The sequence below is a fragment of the Paenibacillus tritici genome (assembly GCF_013204885.1).
Classification (GTDB): domain Bacteria; phylum Bacillota; class Bacilli; order Paenibacillales; family Paenibacillaceae; genus Paenibacillus_AQ; species Paenibacillus_AQ tritici.
The window spans coordinates 62,194-77,576 of sequence record NZ_JABMKX010000007.1 but is presented as its reverse complement, the minus strand read 5'-3'; the positions used below and the strand labels follow the sequence as shown (position 1 = coordinate 77,576).

Genomic DNA, 15,383 nt, shown 5'->3' with positions numbered 1-15,383 from the left:
CAAGCTACAAAACCAATGTTGATATTAACCGTATGCCTGGTAATGATCCTGTCGCTCATCAGCGGCTGCAGCGGTAATCAGACTGCCGCTCCGGCAGCTTCGGAACAACCGTCGGCATCACCGGAGGCTGTGCAGCCAGCGGGTACAAGTGCAGTGCCGGCAGATTTCAAAGCGGGAACCTATAAAGCGGAAGCCGACGGTAAAGACGGCAAGATTCAGGTAGAAGTGACACTTGACGCTGAATCCGTAATCACCGGTATTGAGGTGGTCGGCCAGAACGAAACCGCCGGTATCGGGGTGGAGGCAATCAACAAGATCAAGGAAGAGATACTGACCGGCCAGACCTTGAATATTGATGCCGTCAGCGGAGCATCTGAGTCCAGCAAGGCGATTCTGACCGCCGTTGAGGATGCGGTGAAGCAGGCGGGCGGCAATGTGGAGGCTTTTAAATCCAAGGCTGTAGTGAAATCGGGAGAAGGCCAAACCGAGCAGCTGTCCGCAGATGTGGTCGTGGTAGGCGCAGGGGCATCCGGTGTATCAGCGGCAGTCTCGGCAGCGGACGCAGGTGCTAAGGTTATCCTGATCGAGAAAACAGCGACGATTGGCGGAGCGAGCAATCTGTCCTGGGCGGGCAAATTCTACAACTCCTCAGCAGCGTTAAGCAGCGGACTCCAAGTGGAAGTGGAGAAGGAGATCGGGGACTGGATTGTTAACAACCACTGGAGAGTGAATGCGGCAGCGATCCGCCAGTATGTTACGAAGTCGGGTGAGACGTATGACTGGCTGACCGGCAAAGGCTACACCACCACCTTCCTTAACTTTGGCGGAGAACAGCTGCATATGCTTCCGGCTTATGAGACCCGCCAGGATCTGCTGCGCGCGATGCTCAAGGCATCGGTGGAGAAGGGCGGCGGTCAGGTGATTACTGAGACAACGGCCAAGAAGCTGATCACAGGCACTAACGGCGAAGTTACCGGAGTGGTTGCGGAGAAGTCCGACGGGACGACGCTTGAGATTACCGGTAAAAGCATTGTGATGGCTACCGGAGGATATGCCGGCAATAAAGAGATGGTTAAGGAAGCGTTCGGCTTCGAAGGCGTGAACGGCGGACTTGGACAGAACATCGGTGAAGGCCTGAAGATGGCCTGGGATGCCGGTGCGAAGGTTCCCGATAACTTCGGGGGACAAATGCTTCACCAGACACTGGCCAGAGCCACAGACAAGCTGAAGGCGGAGTATGAGCCGTTCGAGGCCAGTTATCCGCTGATGCTGACCTACCTGCCGACCCTGATGAATGTCGGTCCTTCCGGAGCGAGATTCAGAGATGAGGCGGCGACACTTACCGCAGTCGCGGCGGCGAATACCAGTGCTTTTAACGGAGCCTATCATCTGGTCATTCTGTCGCAGGCGCAGGTGGATGCGCTTAGAACCAAAGGGATGAACGGCCTTCAGGCACCGAAGCTGCCAGGTATGCCGCCGGAATTCTATGCCCCTTACAAAGACAAGTTCAAGCTGGACCAGCCTTGGAAGGATGCAGACAAAGTATTCGAGTCCATGGTTGCGAACGGCGACGGCTTCAAAGGCAACACCATCGAGGAACTGGCGAAACATGCAGGCATGGACCCGGCGGTATTCGCAGCGGACTTCAAGCTGTATGAGGAAGCGGCAAAAACCGGCATGGATACGGAGTTCGGCAAAGCGAAGGAATATCTGGTTCCGATGGGCAGCGGCCCGTATTATGCCATTGTCTCGGAGGTTAACAACCTCTGTTCGGTGGGCGGTCTGCTGGTAAATACCAAGTTCCAGGTGCTGAATGAAGGGCGTGTTCCGGTCAAAGGGCTGTATGCCGTCGGCGTGGAATCGGAGGGTGTTCTCTTCAATGATACCTATGTAGGCAATGGCGTCGGACTGGGGTACTCCTTCACCTCCGGGCGGCTGGGCGGCGAGGATGCGGCTGCGGGTGCACTGGCTAAGGAGTAGCACGTAATTTTTAAGTGATTATCCTCTTTCCGCCGATAAAGAGTTGTCCTGAACTTTTTGCACGAGAAGAGGAACCCTAAGATGTATATTCCCATATCACGAATCAATGCAGCTTCGCTGACCCGCTCACCGCATCAGGCGGACCGCAATATGGGCGGGTCTTCTGTTCTCAGTTTTCCGGAGATGATGGCGGCTGTCGCAGCGTCCATTGAAGATCAGGCACGGAGGATTAAGCGGAAATATGGTTTGTCCGTGCGGATTCTGGCGGTATCCAAAGATGGCAGCAAGGGGAATAGTGCCGCTGCCTCAGGCGTCCGGGAAGATCGGGCGGAGATTGTGATCGCTCCGAATATTCTGCAGCAGATGAGCAAAGATCCTGTGCTGCAGCGTAAGATTTATGGCGAGTTGGATGCGTATGTGCGTGATCCTCATACCATGTCCAGCCATAGTCTGATCGTTCACAGGGACGGGACTTGTGCCCTTCTGCCCGCCGCCTCTGGACCGGAAGCCGTGCGGGAACTTCCGAATCTCCCTACCGGCCGCCTGGACATGGAGGGCAGCAGCTATGCTCAGGACAGGCTGCAGCAGCTTGCCTTCATCCGGGCCAGAAGGTCCGGCAGACAACGGTAACCGGAGAGTGATCCGCAGGTTGGCCCCAGAATCCATGTATGTGGAGACTGGGGTCTTTTTCTAATCCGTGTCGGCGAACAACAGCCTATCCTTCTGCATACCTTATAGCACCGGGTTACTGTAGGGAAGTGGAAGGGGGCGCAGGATCATGGGAATGAGTATACAGCTTACTGCGATTCATTGGGTGTATCTGGTGTTTATTGTGTTCATTCTGGCACTGCTCATTCGGCGGCGGGATACGACTATGATCTGCGTGACCGGAATTTTGGCCTTGGGACTGCTGGCGACGGCTACGGTCAGCGGGTCGGTGTCCGGGATCTTCAATTCTTTTGTATATGCTACCAAAGAGCTGCTCGGCACGATCATGATCATCTCCATCATCGTAGCCATGAGCCGGATTCTGATTATTACAGGCATCAACGAGACGATGGTATCCCCGCTCACCCGGTTCCTGCGTACACCGGCGATGGCTTACTGGGGGATCGGGCTGATCATGATGGTGACCTCGTTCTTCTTCTGGCCTTCCCCTGCGGTGGCGCTGGTCGGGGCTGTTCTGCTGCCTGCCGCGATCCGGGTCGGACTGCCTGCGCTGGGGGCGGCGGTGGCTATGAACCTGTTCGGGCACGGGATCGCTCTCTCGGGCGATTACATTATCCAAGGGGCTCCGAAGCTGACTGCGGATGCTGCCGGTCTTCCGGTGTCGAGCGTGATGCAGGCCAGTATTCCGCTGGTTGCCGTTATGGGGGTGGTCACCACGGTGAGCGCCTTCTGGATGATGCGCCGAGACCAGAAGAACGGAACCTGGAGAGACGGTCTGGTCTCCTCCTCCCCGGCCGCTGCGGGGCCGCTGCCGGAAGCCGGGACGGACGAGGAGCAGGTCGTCATGAGTGACGGTCTGCGCAAAGGGCTGGCGATTGCCATCCCGCTGCTTTTTCTGCTGGATGTAGCGGGCATGTTCGTGCTGCATCTGCAAGGTGGTGATGCTACCGCGCTGGTTGGCGGGACCGCTGTGCTGATCCTGATTGTCATTACCCTGCTGGCCCACCGGGGCCAGGGCCAGGGGCTGGAGAAGATCACGGCCTATCTCATTGAAGGGTTCGTGTTCGGCTTCAAGGTCTTCGGACCCGTGATCCCGATCGCCGCCTTCTTCTATCTTGGCGATTCGGCCTTCACCGGGCTGTTCGGCAACGTGCTGCCGGACGGCTCGCACGGCATCGTGAACGACCTGGGCGTTGCCCTGGCGAATCACGTGCCGCTGAACGGGGCCGTGGGAGCCGTAACGCTGACGGTGATCGGAGCGATTACCGGTCTTGACGGCTCCGGCTTCTCCGGCATCTCGCTGGCCGGCTCGATTGCCGGGCTGTTCGCCGCCGCGATCCATTCCGGCGCGGCGACCCTGACCGCCCTTGGGCAGGTGGCCGCCATCTGGGTCGGCGGCGGCACCCTGATCCCGTGGGCGCTGATTCCCGCCGCAGCGATCTGCGGCGTCAGCCCGTTCGAGCTGGCCCGGCGCAACCTGAAGCCGGTCCTGCTGGGCATGGCGGCGATGACTGTTGTCGCCATGTTTCTGGTGTAGGCGCTGTCTGCATAAGAATACGGCCTCCAATCCATCCTAGAGAAGAACAGAAACCGTGATTGAGGGGGAAGAATTCTTATGAAGCATTACGAATCCAGTCTACGGACTAACAGTACGGTGGATCAGTCACAGGATGCGGTAACCAAGCTGCATAACTCTGTAACTCAGGCAATGAGCCATCCGACCGGGCAGATGATCGAGCAGGCAGAGAACAGCCTGGAGCATGCCGAAGAAGCTGTTCGTCATGCACCGGAGGGTTCCGTCGGGGGACACGGGGTAGATCTGGCTGAAGAGAGGCTGGAGGAAGAGAAACGCAGACTCGCTTCACTGGATGTACCGGGAGGCCAAGCCCGCGATTAGAGCGGGCGTCTAGCTGTATAGATTGAACTTGAAAAATATACAGACAGGGAAAAGTGGCGGGGGAGAATTTTGGAACTGTAGGAGAGACCCTCTATAATCGCAGTAGCCCTGCTTCAACAGGCATTGTCGGATGGGTTCCGGGAATGCCTGTTTGTTTTTTGTCGGATTCGGGACCGGCATGGCAGGCTTGTGCAATCATTTGCCGGGAATAAGGTTATAAAGTATCAGGTACATATATAACGGTTGTGAACCGGATCAGAGGAATGAACGTAATACTACAAATAACCAAATGTTCACCGCAGTGACGACTCAGCTTCTAGTACAAAACTTAAGTGCATCTTAGATAAACGCAACCATAACGACGAGACTATTTTGAGGGAGGCGCATCATAATGCCAGAAGCCGATAACGCCGATTCATGGAGTCCTCCGGAGACACCGGAGATGCTGCACACCGCGCTTGCGGAGATTGCCAAGTGGGAGAAAGAGCAGAATAAGCTAATGATCTGGGACCGGATTTCCCGGTTGCCGTTCAAGCTGCTTGATAAAGTGACGCCGAAGTTTATCCATGAAAAGGTAGGCAAGCTGCTGGACGAGCTGGGCAGTTATGTCCAGAATGGCGGCAACTATCTGGTGGCCGGGCGTAAGGTTGGGAGGCTGATGGAAGAGACAAGCCAGGCGGCGGGCGTCCGTGATACCGGACCCTACCCGCTGGCTGTAATGGATGCGGCTGCACTCCGGCTGTCGGAGAGAAGCTGGAACACGGCTACTGCCCAGGGGGCGACCACCGGCTTCGGCGGAATCTTCACACTCGCAGCCGATATTCCGGCCGTGCTGGGCCTCTCATTGAAGGCCATCCAGGAGATTGGCTTATGTTATGGCTACGATCCCACAGACAAGGCTGAGCGGATATTCACCGTGAAGGTGATGCAGTTCGCTTCCTCTGATATTGTCGGTAAGCGCACGCTGCTGAAGGAGCTGAATTTGCAGGCCGGCGGAGACGGCAACATTAGTACCGGAACCAGTGAGGCGGTCTCGAAGATTCAGGGCTGGAAGGAGGTAGTGGTGGCATACCGTGACAATTGGGGCTGGAAAAAGCTGCTCCAGACGGTTCCGGTTGCAGGCATGTTCTTCGGTGCGTATCTCAACCGGAAGACGCTGGAGGATGTGACGGAGGCTGCCCGTATGCTCTACCGCAAAAGACGGATTATCGCCAGGCTGGCTGAACTGGAGCCGAATAGGTAACGGTGTCGTTCATAGCAGAGCCTGAAGACAGGCACTAAGGAACAGGCAAGGAGTACCGCCCGACCAAGAGCGGTGCTCCTTGCCTGTTTGGGAGGTTTCGCAATCACTGGGGCGCTATTCCGCAGCGGAGCTGAATAACAGGCCTTTTCCGCCAATGGGCTTGAGCTGTACCGGCTCGACTCTGTCAATCAGCGGCATGGCCCGCTGGATCGTGGCGCGGGTTGCCTCCCGGGTAAGGGAAGCGGCATGGGCTTCGGCATGGCTCCACACCTCGGTCACCCAGAGAACATCGGGTTCCGTCTCCGAGAGGTTGATGAGATAGAGCTCACATTCCGGTACGGATTCCGCAGCGGCGGCAGCTTCGAGCAAAATCGCCGCCAAGGCATCTCTCCTACCTGGTTTAGCAGTGAATTTCACGTACATTCCGAATTTGTTCAGACGGATCACCTCAGCATATAGTTTCCGCTCCTATGGCGGGGTTGATCACCATTTATTTTAACAGAACTAAGGAGTGAAAAAAATGAATCGAATACATCAGCAGCGAAACGTTGATGAATTAACCGGGCAGGCGGAATCGTTCATCACCGTATGTTACCAGGAGCTGGAGAAGTCACAGAGTGAGCTGGAGCGGCGTCTTGCAGATATACACGAAGAGGTAATTCTTACGGGAACCTATATACATACGGAGGAAGAATTGGCCCATGGGGCGAGGATGGCCTGGCGTCATAACAGCCGCTGTATCGGGAGGCTATTCTGGCACTCACTTGCAGTGATTGACGCGCGCGGGGCAGAGACGGTGGAGGAGGTGGCCGGGGCGTTATTGCGGCATGTGGAGCAAGCATATAACGGTGGCAAGGTCCGGCCGGTCATTACCGTATTCCGCAGCGACGAGCAGCCGGATAGAACGATCCGCATCTGGAATCATCAGCTGATCCGTTATGCCGGCTATCCCGGAGACGGGGAGCAGCCGCGTGCCGGTGATCCGGCCTCGGATGAGTTCACGGCGGTCTGCCGGAAGCTGGGCTGGCAGGGGAGCGGCGGGGATTTCGATATTCTGCCGCTAGTCATCAGCATCGGCGGGGAGGAACCCCGCTGGTTCCCCGTCCCGCCCGGACTTGTGCAGGAGATTCCGCTCACTCATCCGGAGATCGGACGGTTCCCAGAGCTGTGCCTGCGCTGGTACCCCGTTCCGGTTGTCTCGGATATGTGCCTGGAGATCGGCGGTATCCGTTACCCGGCGGCGCCTTTTAACGGCTGGTATATGGAAACGGAGATCGGTTCCCGGAATCTGGGGGATATCGAACGTTATAACCGCCTGCCGGCAGTGGCTGATCTGCTGGGCCTGGACCGTTCGACTAATACATCACTGTGGAAAGACCGTGCACTGCTGGAGCTGAACCGTGCTGTACTCCATTCGTTCAAGCAGGCTGGGGTCAGTATTGTGGATCACCATACAGCGGCAGATCAGTTCGTCCGCTTCCAGGAGCAGGAGAGTCGGCAGGGGCGCGAAGTATCAGGCAAATGGGGCTGGCTGATCCCCCCGATGTCGCCCTCTTCGACACCGATCTGGAATGATAACACCTTGAGAGATTTGCATCTAAGTCCGCGTTTCATGTACCAGAAGAAGGCGTATGCAGACAAGCTGGATGCAGCAGCAGCCGCCGGTCCATCCGGTGAAGCGGACGGATCTGCCTCGCTGCATGTGGGGCCGGATGAACCGGCTCCAGAGTCTGAACTACAGGGCGCTACCGAAGCATTGACATGTCCGTTTCATCACCCCCGCTAACTCCGGTCCGGGATGAAATCAGCTGGAAATAGCTGCTTTTTCTCCACTTGCTCATGAGCAGAGGCGTTATTTCGAGGAAGCAGTTGGAAAATCAGCACTTAATAGGCTGCAATAGAGGAGAATGGAGGAAACGCATGAAATTAAGTTACACATTTCCAATTAATTTCCTCCAATACTCCGAAGCACGGGAATTAAGATACGTTTGTCCAACTAATTAGGGAGCGGTGAGTGAGGTCTAGATTAATCTTTATGAGGTGCTGATCGCCCGCCGGGAGGATATTGATCATGATAAGTTATTTTTCCGGCTGGGGTTGATTATCTAAAGTTTGAAGTATATACTGCTAATCAAGAGAGTGATTGATCAATAACCCATTCGGTAACACCCGTTATTCCCGCAGAGAAGGAGACTATTCATGAATAAGCAATCCCGTACAATCCCTCCCAAAGGAGATGAGGCTGCTCCGGTGAACCGCAGGGAGCAGATTTTGGAGGCGGCAGTAGTTGTTTTTGCAGAGCATGGCTATTCCCGGGCTACAACCGCGCAGGTGGCGGAGAAGGTCGGAATATCGCAGCCGTATATCTTCAAGCTGTTCAAGAATAAGGAAGAGCTGTTCATTGCTGCGCTGGAGCGGGCTTTCGAGCGGATTATCCGCACCTTCTCAGGGCTTCAGGCTCCGGAAGATCGTCTGCTCGCAGAAGCTATTCAGGTATATGAGCAATTAATGGAGACCCATCCGAACGAGATTATTCTCCAGGTGCAGGCGATTGGCATCCGGGACGAAGCCATCCGTCAGGCGATGCAGGCTGGGATCCTGGAGGTAACCCGGCTGATGGAGGGGAAGTTCTCGGCCGCAGGGTTCGCACATCCTGAAGTGGAAGTAAGTACCTTCATGGCTAACGGAATGCTGTGCAATATTGCGCTTACGCTGGAAATGCCGGAGTTGAAGCCGAAGCACCGGTGAGCCAGGGGGCAGGCGGGGGGATGTACAGTGGTCCAGAACCAGACCGAAAGGCTGGCAGAGCAAATTCTCTGTACGGCTGCTGCTGTTAAGCGATTCCTCCCAACCCCGGAGCTTGGCATTAATTTGACAGTAGGATAGTGACTGATCAATATCTTAATTGTAAAAGTAAGTGTAGAAGGAAAATGTACGTTACTATCCAAACGTCTAGTTCAACTGGCAGAGTAACAACTGACCGGTCGTTCGTAGTAGAATGTTGCAAGTATTGCAACACCGACTCTTTAATGGCGGGTCAGATGCACCGATTGTTGCAGGAAATACAGGATTTTCCCCGGAAAGCAGTTCGGATTAGATACGAATCGTGCCATTGATGCAACATTTGTCTATCTGGCTCCATGGAGAGCGGGGAAAGTTGCATTTGGTGCAGGATTTTAATTTGTAAATAGTTATTGATCAATCAATATCCAAACGGCCAACCACCCCAACGAGGAGGAATCTCAAATGATAAATAATGCGATAAATAAAGCCATTGTACTGGGAGCAACCGGAGGAACAGGGACGGTAATTATAGCGGAGCTGCTGCGGAGAGGGATCGAGACGGTCGCTTTTGGGCGGTCGATGCCGAAGCTTGAACAGCTTGCGGTCAGGCTGGGTCATCCGGCGGGGCTAAGCCTGCAGAGCGGAGATGTTTTTCAGACGGAGGATGTATTCAGGGCGGCGCAGGGGGCGGAGGTTATTTTCCATTGTGCCTCTGTGCCCTATCACGAGATGACCGCGAAGCTGCTGCCGATGGGAGAAGCGGTGATGGAGGCCGCGAACCGGCTGGGTGCGAAGGTAGTGGCTGTAGATGGGATTTATGTGTATAGCAGAAGAGTGAATGACCAGCCGGTTGATGAGAACTATCCGAAGAACCCGCATACCCGTAAGGGACAAATAAAGCTGCAATTCGAGCAGATGTTCTTCAGTCCCCGCTGGAACCGTGCGAAAAGAATGATTGTCCGGCTGCCTGATTACTACGGCCCGACCGCTAATGAAGCCTCCTATCTGGGATCGGCCCTGGAGGCAGTTGCCGCCGGTAAACCGGGGATCTTCATCGGCAATATGACGATTCCGCGTGAATATGTCTATCTGCCGGATGCGGCAGTGATGATGGTGGAGCTGGCCCTCCGGGAGGAGGCGTACGGGCAGAACTGGAACATCCCGGGGGCAGGCGTCATCTCCGGCCGGGAGATTGTCCGCATCGCCCGCAAGGCCGCCGGAAGCTCGAAATGGATGATTCCTGTAGGCACAGCCGGTCTGACCCTGCTTGGCCTGTTCGTTCCGGTGATGAAGGAGATCGTCGAGATGCTGTATTTGACGAAGGAACCCCTGCGGCTCAGCGGTGCGAAGTACGAGCGGATAGCCGGTCCGGTTCCGGCGACATCCTTTGAAGAGGGGATCACGGCGACCATCCGTGCCATCCAGAACCGTGCAGCGGGAAATGTGTAAACCCCCTTATAAATCAGGCGTAATCTGCAGAAGATAGAAATAGTCAGGGTTCCCAAACTGTGATACTATTTATTTCTATATACAATGAGGAAGTGAAGCAGAATGATCAGCATTACCATTCCCGCACCGGAAGTTACGATCTACAAGCAGGAGAACCCTGTACTCAGCCATATTTACGGATTCACGGATTTCCACCTGATTACCCGCGAAGCCGGCGGCATCTTCATGTTCTATAATGACAAGGACGAGCTGCTGTTCGTGGGCAAGGCCCGTAAGCTGAGACCGCGGATCAAGAAGCATTTCGAGGATAATGTATCCGTCATGAAGCCGCACCGCGACGAAGTGACCAAGATTGAAGTCTGCATCGTTGAAGATCCGGTCGACAGGGAGATTTATGAGACGTACATTGTGAACACGCTTAAGGCGAAATACAATGTGGAGAAGGTTCTGTACAAATAAGGGTATCGGTGAGAAGGCGTGGTCCCTGCGGACTGCGCTTTTTTACAATTACACGGAAACGACCCGGAATCGGCAGCGTTCCCCCTTGTTTTAATAAACGAAATTTGAGACAATAAATAAGTTATTGTTGTTGCGAATGTCCTGTCAAGGTAGAATAGATCGATTGAACTTTAATGTTTTGAAAAGAGGATATGAAATGAATAAAGAATCCATTTATGGATTGACTTTGGAACAATTGACCGCCTGGCTGCTGGAGCATGGGCACAAGAAATCCCGGGCCTCCGCTGTCTGGGAATGGCTCTACCGCAAACGGATTACCAGCTTCGGGGACATGGACGGAATGAATCAGGACTGTGTGAAGCTGCTGGAGGAGCATTTTGTCTTTCAGACCATGGAAGAGCATGTGAAGCAGGAATCGGCTGACGGTACGGTCAAATTCCTCTTCCGCCTGCAGGACGGCAACCTGATTGAGACGGTGCTGATGCGGCAAAAGTACGGCCTGTCCGTATGTGTCACCACTCAGGTCGGCTGCAATATCGGCTGCAGCTTCTGTGCGAGCGGGCTGCTGGCGAAGAGCCGTGACCTCACCAGCGGCGAGATTGTGGAGCAGATTATGAAGGTCCAGCATTACCTGGATCTGGCCGGTCTGGGACAGAAGGTCAGCCATGTCGTGGTCATGGGCATTGGTGAGCCGTTCGATAATTTCCGTCATCTGCTGAATTTCCTGACTACGATCAAGGATCACAAGGGTCTGGCGATTGCCGGCAAAGGTATTACCGTATCTACCAGCGGTCTCGCTGACAAAATCAGAGAATTCGCCGACGCCAACATGCAGGTCAATCTGGCGATCTCCCTCCATGCGCCGAATAATGCGCTGCGGACACAGATTATGAAGATTAACCGCGCCATTCCTATAGAGAAATTAATGCCGGCGATTGATTACTATCTGGAGAAGACCAACCGCAGAATTACTCTGGAGTATATCCTGCTGAAGGATATCAATGACCGCGAGGAGCATGCGCTGGAGCTGGCCGAATTAATCGGAGACCGGCGTCAGCTCGCGAACGTCAACCTGATTCCGTATAATCCCGTGGATGAGCATAGCCAGTATCAGCGGAGCGAGCGGGAGTCTGTGCGTGCGTTCTTCGATACGCTGAAGAAGCAGGGCGTGAGCGTAAGCACCCGGCTGGAGCATGGAGTCGATATTGATGCGGCCTGCGGACAGCTCCGCAGCAAGCAGATCAAGAAGACCAAGGGCAAAGCAGCGGAGACCGGCACCGCCATTGTGGGATAAGTACAGCGGCTGAATGATCTCATAAGAACGGTGCCGGTGATGGATTCACTTCGCACCGTTCTTTTTGTCCGGCCCTGTGTTACAATAATCTGGCAGCAGTGAATTGAGAAAAGAGGAATGCGACTTGTTGACATTTACAAGCTACACCGTGGAGAACGTAAGAGATCCTTTTGGTATACTAAGCGGCAAGAGATATGAATTCGTCGTTAATATTGATGTACCGGAGGATGATGAGCTGTACGTAGAGAACGGAGTTTCCGCCCGTGTGATTGTCAAAGTGGAAGAGGAGCAGACAAGCATTGTCAGCTACGATCTGCAGGAAACCTCGTCAGGCCAGCTGCTCGATTTCGATATGGAAGAAGACGAGGAAGCAGCGCTGCTTCAGTTCTGTTCAGAGCATGTGCCTGAATAAGACCCGGCTGTAAGCGCTGGAAGGAAACTGCTGAACCTGGCGGTTTCCTTTTTTGTTGCCGTGAACCGGGTGAACGTATGCACCAAACGGGGCTGCCGCAGTCATCTGTAGTGATGGCTGGACAGCCCCGTTCTTTTTACTATAAACGTGAAACGTGCTACAGGCAGCCCTCCACATAATAATGAATCTGCTTGTTCCACCACGGCCAGTCATGACTGGCATCATGGCCCCAGTAGTCGATCCGTGCGGGAATTCCCTGGCGTGCCAGTACATCCTGGAGCAGCCGGGTCTCATGAAGCATCTCCTCCTCATAAGCCCCTTGTCCGACGCAGACGATGATGTTGCTGCTGCGGTACTGGTTCAGATAAGATTCATCCGTGAGCCCCGGCAGATAATGCAGCGGAGAGTTGAAATAGACCTTCTCGCTCATATAGTCGCCGAAGAAATAATAGGTGGAGTAGACGCCGCTCAGGGCGATTAAGGTATCGAAATAGTGCGGATAACGGAAAAAGAAGCTGGCGCTGTAATAAGCACCCATAGAGCAGCCCGAGATCAGAATGCGCTGATCGGTCCCGCCGTTGTTCTGCCTGCTCTCATGGAGGATGCCGGGAATCAGCTCATGCGCGATATACTTATCATACTGCTCATGACGTTGGATACGGTCCTCGTTATTCCAGTGCGTGGAGAAGAAGGTCTCTTCATCTATACTGTCGCAGGCCCAAATCTGCAGCTTGCCCGCTTCAATGAAGGACGAGAGCGTATCAATCATGCCCGAATCCTCATATTGGTAAAAGCGTCCAAGCGACGTAGGGAAGACAAGCATCGGTTTGCCGGCGTGGCCGTATATTTTATATTCCATGTCTCTGCCCAGGTTGTGGCTGTACTCCTTATGGTAGCTTATCCTCATCCGTTAACACATCCTATCCCTCTTCTTGGTGAATATAACCTCTGATGTCCCTGACCTCCGAAAGCTCGGGCGAACGGAACTGATAGGCGCTGTTGCCCATCGCTCGGCTGAATACCTCTTCGATCTCGGCATAATTCACAATCTTCCCGCCAAATTCACGGTAGATATCCTCGTGGCTGTGAGCGTAGTGCTTATGACTTTTGCGGCTGGCATACCCTGTGTAATATTTGCCCTCGTAAGGGCCGCCGACCTCATTGTGTACGATCATGCTGGCCCATTCTTGATAGACATCCACATCATAGGAGAAGTTAATGGCATCGGTCATCCAGGCGCCCGGCGGACGCATATTCACTTCCAGGGCAATGATCCGGCCATCCTTGTGCGATTTGAACAGCTCGATATGGAAGAACCGTTCCCGGATGTCAAAAGCCTGCAAAATGCTCTTCCCGGCCTCCTCGACCTCCGGGCTGATCTCCCGCAGACAGAAGTAGTAGAGGTGGTTGTCCGTATTGACGACCTCCATGACACTGTTCTCGAACAGGTGGCTGACCGCGAACCGCACGTTGCCGTCGATATCGACCAGCCCGTCATAGGTGAGGATAACCCCGTCAATGAATTCCTCAATGATAAAGGCTACATCCTCCGGCTTGGTGTCCAAAAAGTGCTGCAGCTCCTCTTCGTTATTGATCTTGTACGTATTGCTGGCCCCGGAGCCGAGGTCGGGCTTGACCACCAGCGGGAAGCCGGCGCTCTGGATGAAGCTCTCCACGCTCTCGCGCGTGGTTCCGGTGGAGAACTGTACGGTGCTTACACCGCTTTTGTGGAAGAATTCCTTCATCTTGGATTTCTGCTTCAGGTTGGAGACGAAATCCGACTTGGTGCCGTAGATGTTGAAGTCCGTGCGGATAGCGGCGTCCTGCTCCAGCCAGTATTCGTTCAGCGACTCGAAGCGGTCGATCTTGCCGTATTTATAGGTGAAGTAGCCGACGGCCCGCAGAATCTCCTCATAGCTCTCCAGATCGCTTACCTTGTAATACTCCGTCAATGCCGACTTCAGCTTGTCCTCCAGCTGGTCATATTCGGCATCGCCAATTCCCAGCACCGTTGCTCCCTGCTGCCGCAGGTGAGTACAGAATTCAGCGCTGTTCTTGGGGAAATGCGGGGAAAAGAAAATAAAGTTCATGCGGACCGGCCCCTTTGGCTAAAGTGTAATTCCGAGTTAATTTGTATGATTAATTCAATCTATCAGTTTCGTGCAGATCCGTCAATCCTTGGCCTTGTTTTTGCTGGACTGTCATTATAGATGGGGAATCACGTTTTCCGATTGCAGCGCTTTCTCTTCGCATGTTGGGCGGATATGAGTTAGAATACAATAAAGCGAGCTAATAATAGGAGTTGTAAATATGTCCAACAATGACGAAGTGTTTTTGACGAAGGAAGGGTTAGCCAAGCTCGAAGAAGAGCTGAGAGAACTTAAGGGAGCAGGACGCAAGGAGCTTGCCGCCCGGCTTAAGCTGGCAATCAGCTACGGGGATCTGAAGGAGAACAGTGAATACCATTCTGCCAAGGAGGATCAATCCTTCATGGAGACCCGCATCATGATTCTGGAGAAGATGCTGATCAAAGCGCAGATCGTGGATTCCAGCAATATGGATCTAAGCACAGTCAGCGTAGGCTGCATCGTTATTCTGAATGATGTCGAGTACTCCGAGAAGATTGAATACCGGGTGGTCGGTCCGGCGGAAGCCGATGTCCTGGACAACAAGATTTCATACGAAAGCCCGCTGGGCAAAGAGCTGATCGGCAAAAAAGTGGGCGACATCATCAGCGTCAATGCCCCGATGGGTATTATCAAATATGAGCTGCTTGAAATTAAAATGCTGTAAACAAACATCTAACAAGAATCCCGGTTCCCTTATTTTGAGGGGGCGGGATTTTTTTTGAGTATAAATTTTATGTTTCCTATGATAATTCATCCTTCTATTTCTCGCTGAAACGCAGAAATGGCGGAAGCAGTAGGATTTTCTCCACTTGCTGATGAACAGAGGAATGCCTGCGGGACAGCAGGTGGAAAAACAGCACCTAATATGCTGCAAATCGACTAGATTAGAAGAAAGGCAGGAAATTAAATGCCGTTAATCCAATTCTTTTCCCAAAATGATCAAAGAAAGCCGGATTAAGATACGTTTTTCCAACTAATATATTTATGTCGCTGGAGCAACGTGGCAGCGTGGAGTCAAGTCTACTCCTTGGTAAGTGGTAAAGTGCTGGTTTTGAACTTCGGGCATC

General features: G+C 53.8%; 15 protein-coding genes. 12 read left to right on the top strand and 3 right to left on the bottom strand.

Translation table 11 applies throughout. The features are described 5' to 3' along the window. Positions 1-15: 15 nt before the first annotated feature. The 5 genes from HQN87_RS13735 to HQN87_RS13715 all read left to right on the top strand — a co-directional run bounded on the left by HQN87_RS13735 (position 16) and on the right by HQN87_RS13715 (position 5,789). Complete coding sequence (locus HQN87_RS13735) at positions 16-1,980, top strand: FAD-binding protein (protein WP_254075490.1); 1,965 nt, start codon at positions 16-18, stop codon at positions 1,978-1,980. A gap of 81 nt (positions 1,981-2,061) precedes the next feature. Next, a complete protein-coding gene (locus HQN87_RS13730) occupies positions 2,062-2,610 on the top strand; it encodes a hypothetical protein (protein WP_173133923.1) in 549 nt (182 codons plus the stop codon). A gap of 154 nt (positions 2,611-2,764) precedes the next feature. Then, entirely contained in the window at positions 2,765-4,186 is a 1,422-nt protein-coding gene (locus tag HQN87_RS13725; RefSeq protein ID WP_173134750.1) for a hypothetical protein, read from the top strand. A gap of 78 nt (positions 4,187-4,264) precedes the next feature. Further along, on the top strand, positions 4,265-4,546 hold the full coding sequence (locus HQN87_RS13720) for a hypothetical protein (RefSeq protein ID WP_173133920.1): 282 nt from the start codon (positions 4,265-4,267) through the stop codon (positions 4,544-4,546). Between the two features lie 391 nt (positions 4,547-4,937). Further along, complete coding sequence (locus HQN87_RS13715) at positions 4,938-5,789, top strand: EcsC family protein (RefSeq protein ID WP_436836467.1); 852 nt, start codon at positions 4,938-4,940, stop codon at positions 5,787-5,789. A 114-nt stretch (positions 5,790-5,903) separates the two neighbouring features. Here HQN87_RS13715 and HQN87_RS13710 read toward each other — a convergent pair whose 3' ends face one another. After that, positions 5,904-6,212, bottom strand: a complete 309-nt coding sequence (locus HQN87_RS13710) for a putative quinol monooxygenase (RefSeq protein WP_367272719.1) — start codon at positions 6,210-6,212, stop codon at positions 5,904-5,906. 97 nt (positions 6,213-6,309) lie between these two features. Here HQN87_RS13710 and HQN87_RS13705 point away from each other — a divergent pair, with 97 nt between their 5' ends. From HQN87_RS13705 to HQN87_RS13680, 6 genes are all read left to right on the top strand, one after another. Beyond that, positions 6,310-7,575 carry a nitric oxide synthase oxygenase gene (locus HQN87_RS13705; protein WP_173133917.1) on the top strand — a complete coding sequence of 422 codons (1,266 nt, stop codon included), beginning with the start codon at positions 6,310-6,312 and terminating at the stop codon, positions 7,573-7,575. A gap of 413 nt (positions 7,576-7,988) precedes the next feature. Then, complete coding sequence (locus HQN87_RS13700) at positions 7,989-8,537, top strand: TetR/AcrR family transcriptional regulator (RefSeq protein WP_173133914.1); 549 nt, start codon at positions 7,989-7,991, stop codon at positions 8,535-8,537. 498 nt (positions 8,538-9,035) lie between these two features. Continuing rightward, positions 9,036-10,022: an NAD-dependent epimerase/dehydratase family protein gene (locus HQN87_RS13695; RefSeq protein ID WP_173133911.1), complete on the top strand. Its 987-nt coding sequence runs from the start codon at positions 9,036-9,038 to the stop codon at positions 10,020-10,022. 102 nt (positions 10,023-10,124) lie between these two features. Continuing rightward, the gene (locus HQN87_RS13690) at positions 10,125-10,481 is read left to right on the top strand and encodes a nucleotide excision repair endonuclease (protein WP_173133908.1); all 357 of its coding nucleotides are present in this window, start codon (positions 10,125-10,127) and stop codon (positions 10,479-10,481) included. 196 nt (positions 10,482-10,677) lie between these two features. Further along, positions 10,678-11,775, top strand: coding sequence for a dual-specificity RNA methyltransferase RlmN (gene rlmN, locus HQN87_RS13685; protein ID WP_173133905.1), 1,098 nt, complete (start codon positions 10,678-10,680; stop codon positions 11,773-11,775). A gap of 124 nt (positions 11,776-11,899) precedes the next feature. After that, on the top strand, positions 11,900-12,187 hold the full coding sequence (locus tag HQN87_RS13680) for a DUF6509 family protein (protein WP_173133902.1): 288 nt from the start codon (positions 11,900-11,902) through the stop codon (positions 12,185-12,187). Between the two features lie 157 nt (positions 12,188-12,344). On the opposite strand, the gene HQN87_RS13675 is transcribed toward HQN87_RS13680, so the two are convergent. Both HQN87_RS13675 and HQN87_RS13670 read right to left on the bottom strand, forming a co-directional pair. Next, positions 12,345-13,094, bottom strand: coding sequence for an esterase family protein (locus tag HQN87_RS13675; protein WP_173133899.1), 750 nt, complete (start codon positions 13,092-13,094; stop codon positions 12,345-12,347). 13 nt (positions 13,095-13,107) lie between these two features. Next, positions 13,108-14,277: an ATP-grasp domain-containing protein gene (locus HQN87_RS13670; RefSeq protein ID WP_173133896.1), complete on the bottom strand. Its 1,170-nt coding sequence runs from the start codon at positions 14,275-14,277 to the stop codon at positions 13,108-13,110. Between the two features lie 220 nt (positions 14,278-14,497). Between HQN87_RS13670 and greA the strand changes: the two genes are divergently transcribed. Then, positions 14,498-14,980: a transcription elongation factor GreA gene (gene greA / locus HQN87_RS13665; RefSeq protein ID WP_173133893.1), complete on the top strand. Its 483-nt coding sequence runs from the start codon at positions 14,498-14,500 to the stop codon at positions 14,978-14,980. Positions 14,981-15,383 lie beyond the last annotated feature (403 nt).

What these genes read in the sequence shown, in the direction of transcription:
- HQN87_RS13690 (WP_173133908.1), top strand. Translation starts at nt 10,125, where the DNA reads ATGATCAGCATTACCATTCCCGCACCGGAAGTTACGATCTACAAGCAG.
- HQN87_RS13700 (WP_173133914.1), top strand. Translation starts at nt 7,989, where the DNA reads ATGAATAAGCAATCCCGTACAATCCCTCCCAAAGGAGATGAGGCTGCT.
- HQN87_RS13715 (WP_436836467.1), top strand. Translation starts at nt 4,938, where the DNA reads ATGCCAGAAGCCGATAACGCCGATTCATGGAGTCCTCCGGAGACACCG.
- HQN87_RS13735 (WP_254075490.1), top strand. Translation starts at nt 16, where the DNA reads ATGTTGATATTAACCGTATGCCTGGTAATGATCCTGTCGCTCATCAGC.
- rlmN (WP_173133905.1), top strand. Translation starts at nt 10,678, where the DNA reads ATGAATAAAGAATCCATTTATGGATTGACTTTGGAACAATTGACCGCC.
- HQN87_RS13670 (WP_173133896.1), bottom strand. Translation starts at nt 14,277, where the DNA reads ATGAACTTTATTTTCTTTTCCCCGCATTTCCCCAAGAACAGCGCTGAA.
- HQN87_RS13730 (WP_173133923.1), top strand. Translation starts at nt 2,062, where the DNA reads ATGTATATTCCCATATCACGAATCAATGCAGCTTCGCTGACCCGCTCA.
- greA (WP_173133893.1), top strand. Translation starts at nt 14,498, where the DNA reads ATGTCCAACAATGACGAAGTGTTTTTGACGAAGGAAGGGTTAGCCAAG.
- HQN87_RS13705 (WP_173133917.1), top strand. Translation starts at nt 6,310, where the DNA reads ATGAATCGAATACATCAGCAGCGAAACGTTGATGAATTAACCGGGCAG.
- HQN87_RS13710 (WP_367272719.1), bottom strand. Translation starts at nt 6,212, where the DNA reads ATGTACGTGAAATTCACTGCTAAACCAGGTAGGAGAGATGCCTTGGCG.
- HQN87_RS13675 (WP_173133899.1), bottom strand. Translation starts at nt 13,094, where the DNA reads ATGAGGATAAGCTACCATAAGGAGTACAGCCACAACCTGGGCAGAGAC.
- HQN87_RS13725 (WP_173134750.1), top strand. Translation starts at nt 2,765, where the DNA reads ATGAGTATACAGCTTACTGCGATTCATTGGGTGTATCTGGTGTTTATT.
- HQN87_RS13695 (WP_173133911.1), top strand. Translation starts at nt 9,036, where the DNA reads ATGATAAATAATGCGATAAATAAAGCCATTGTACTGGGAGCAACCGGA.
- HQN87_RS13720 (WP_173133920.1), top strand. Translation starts at nt 4,265, where the DNA reads ATGAAGCATTACGAATCCAGTCTACGGACTAACAGTACGGTGGATCAG.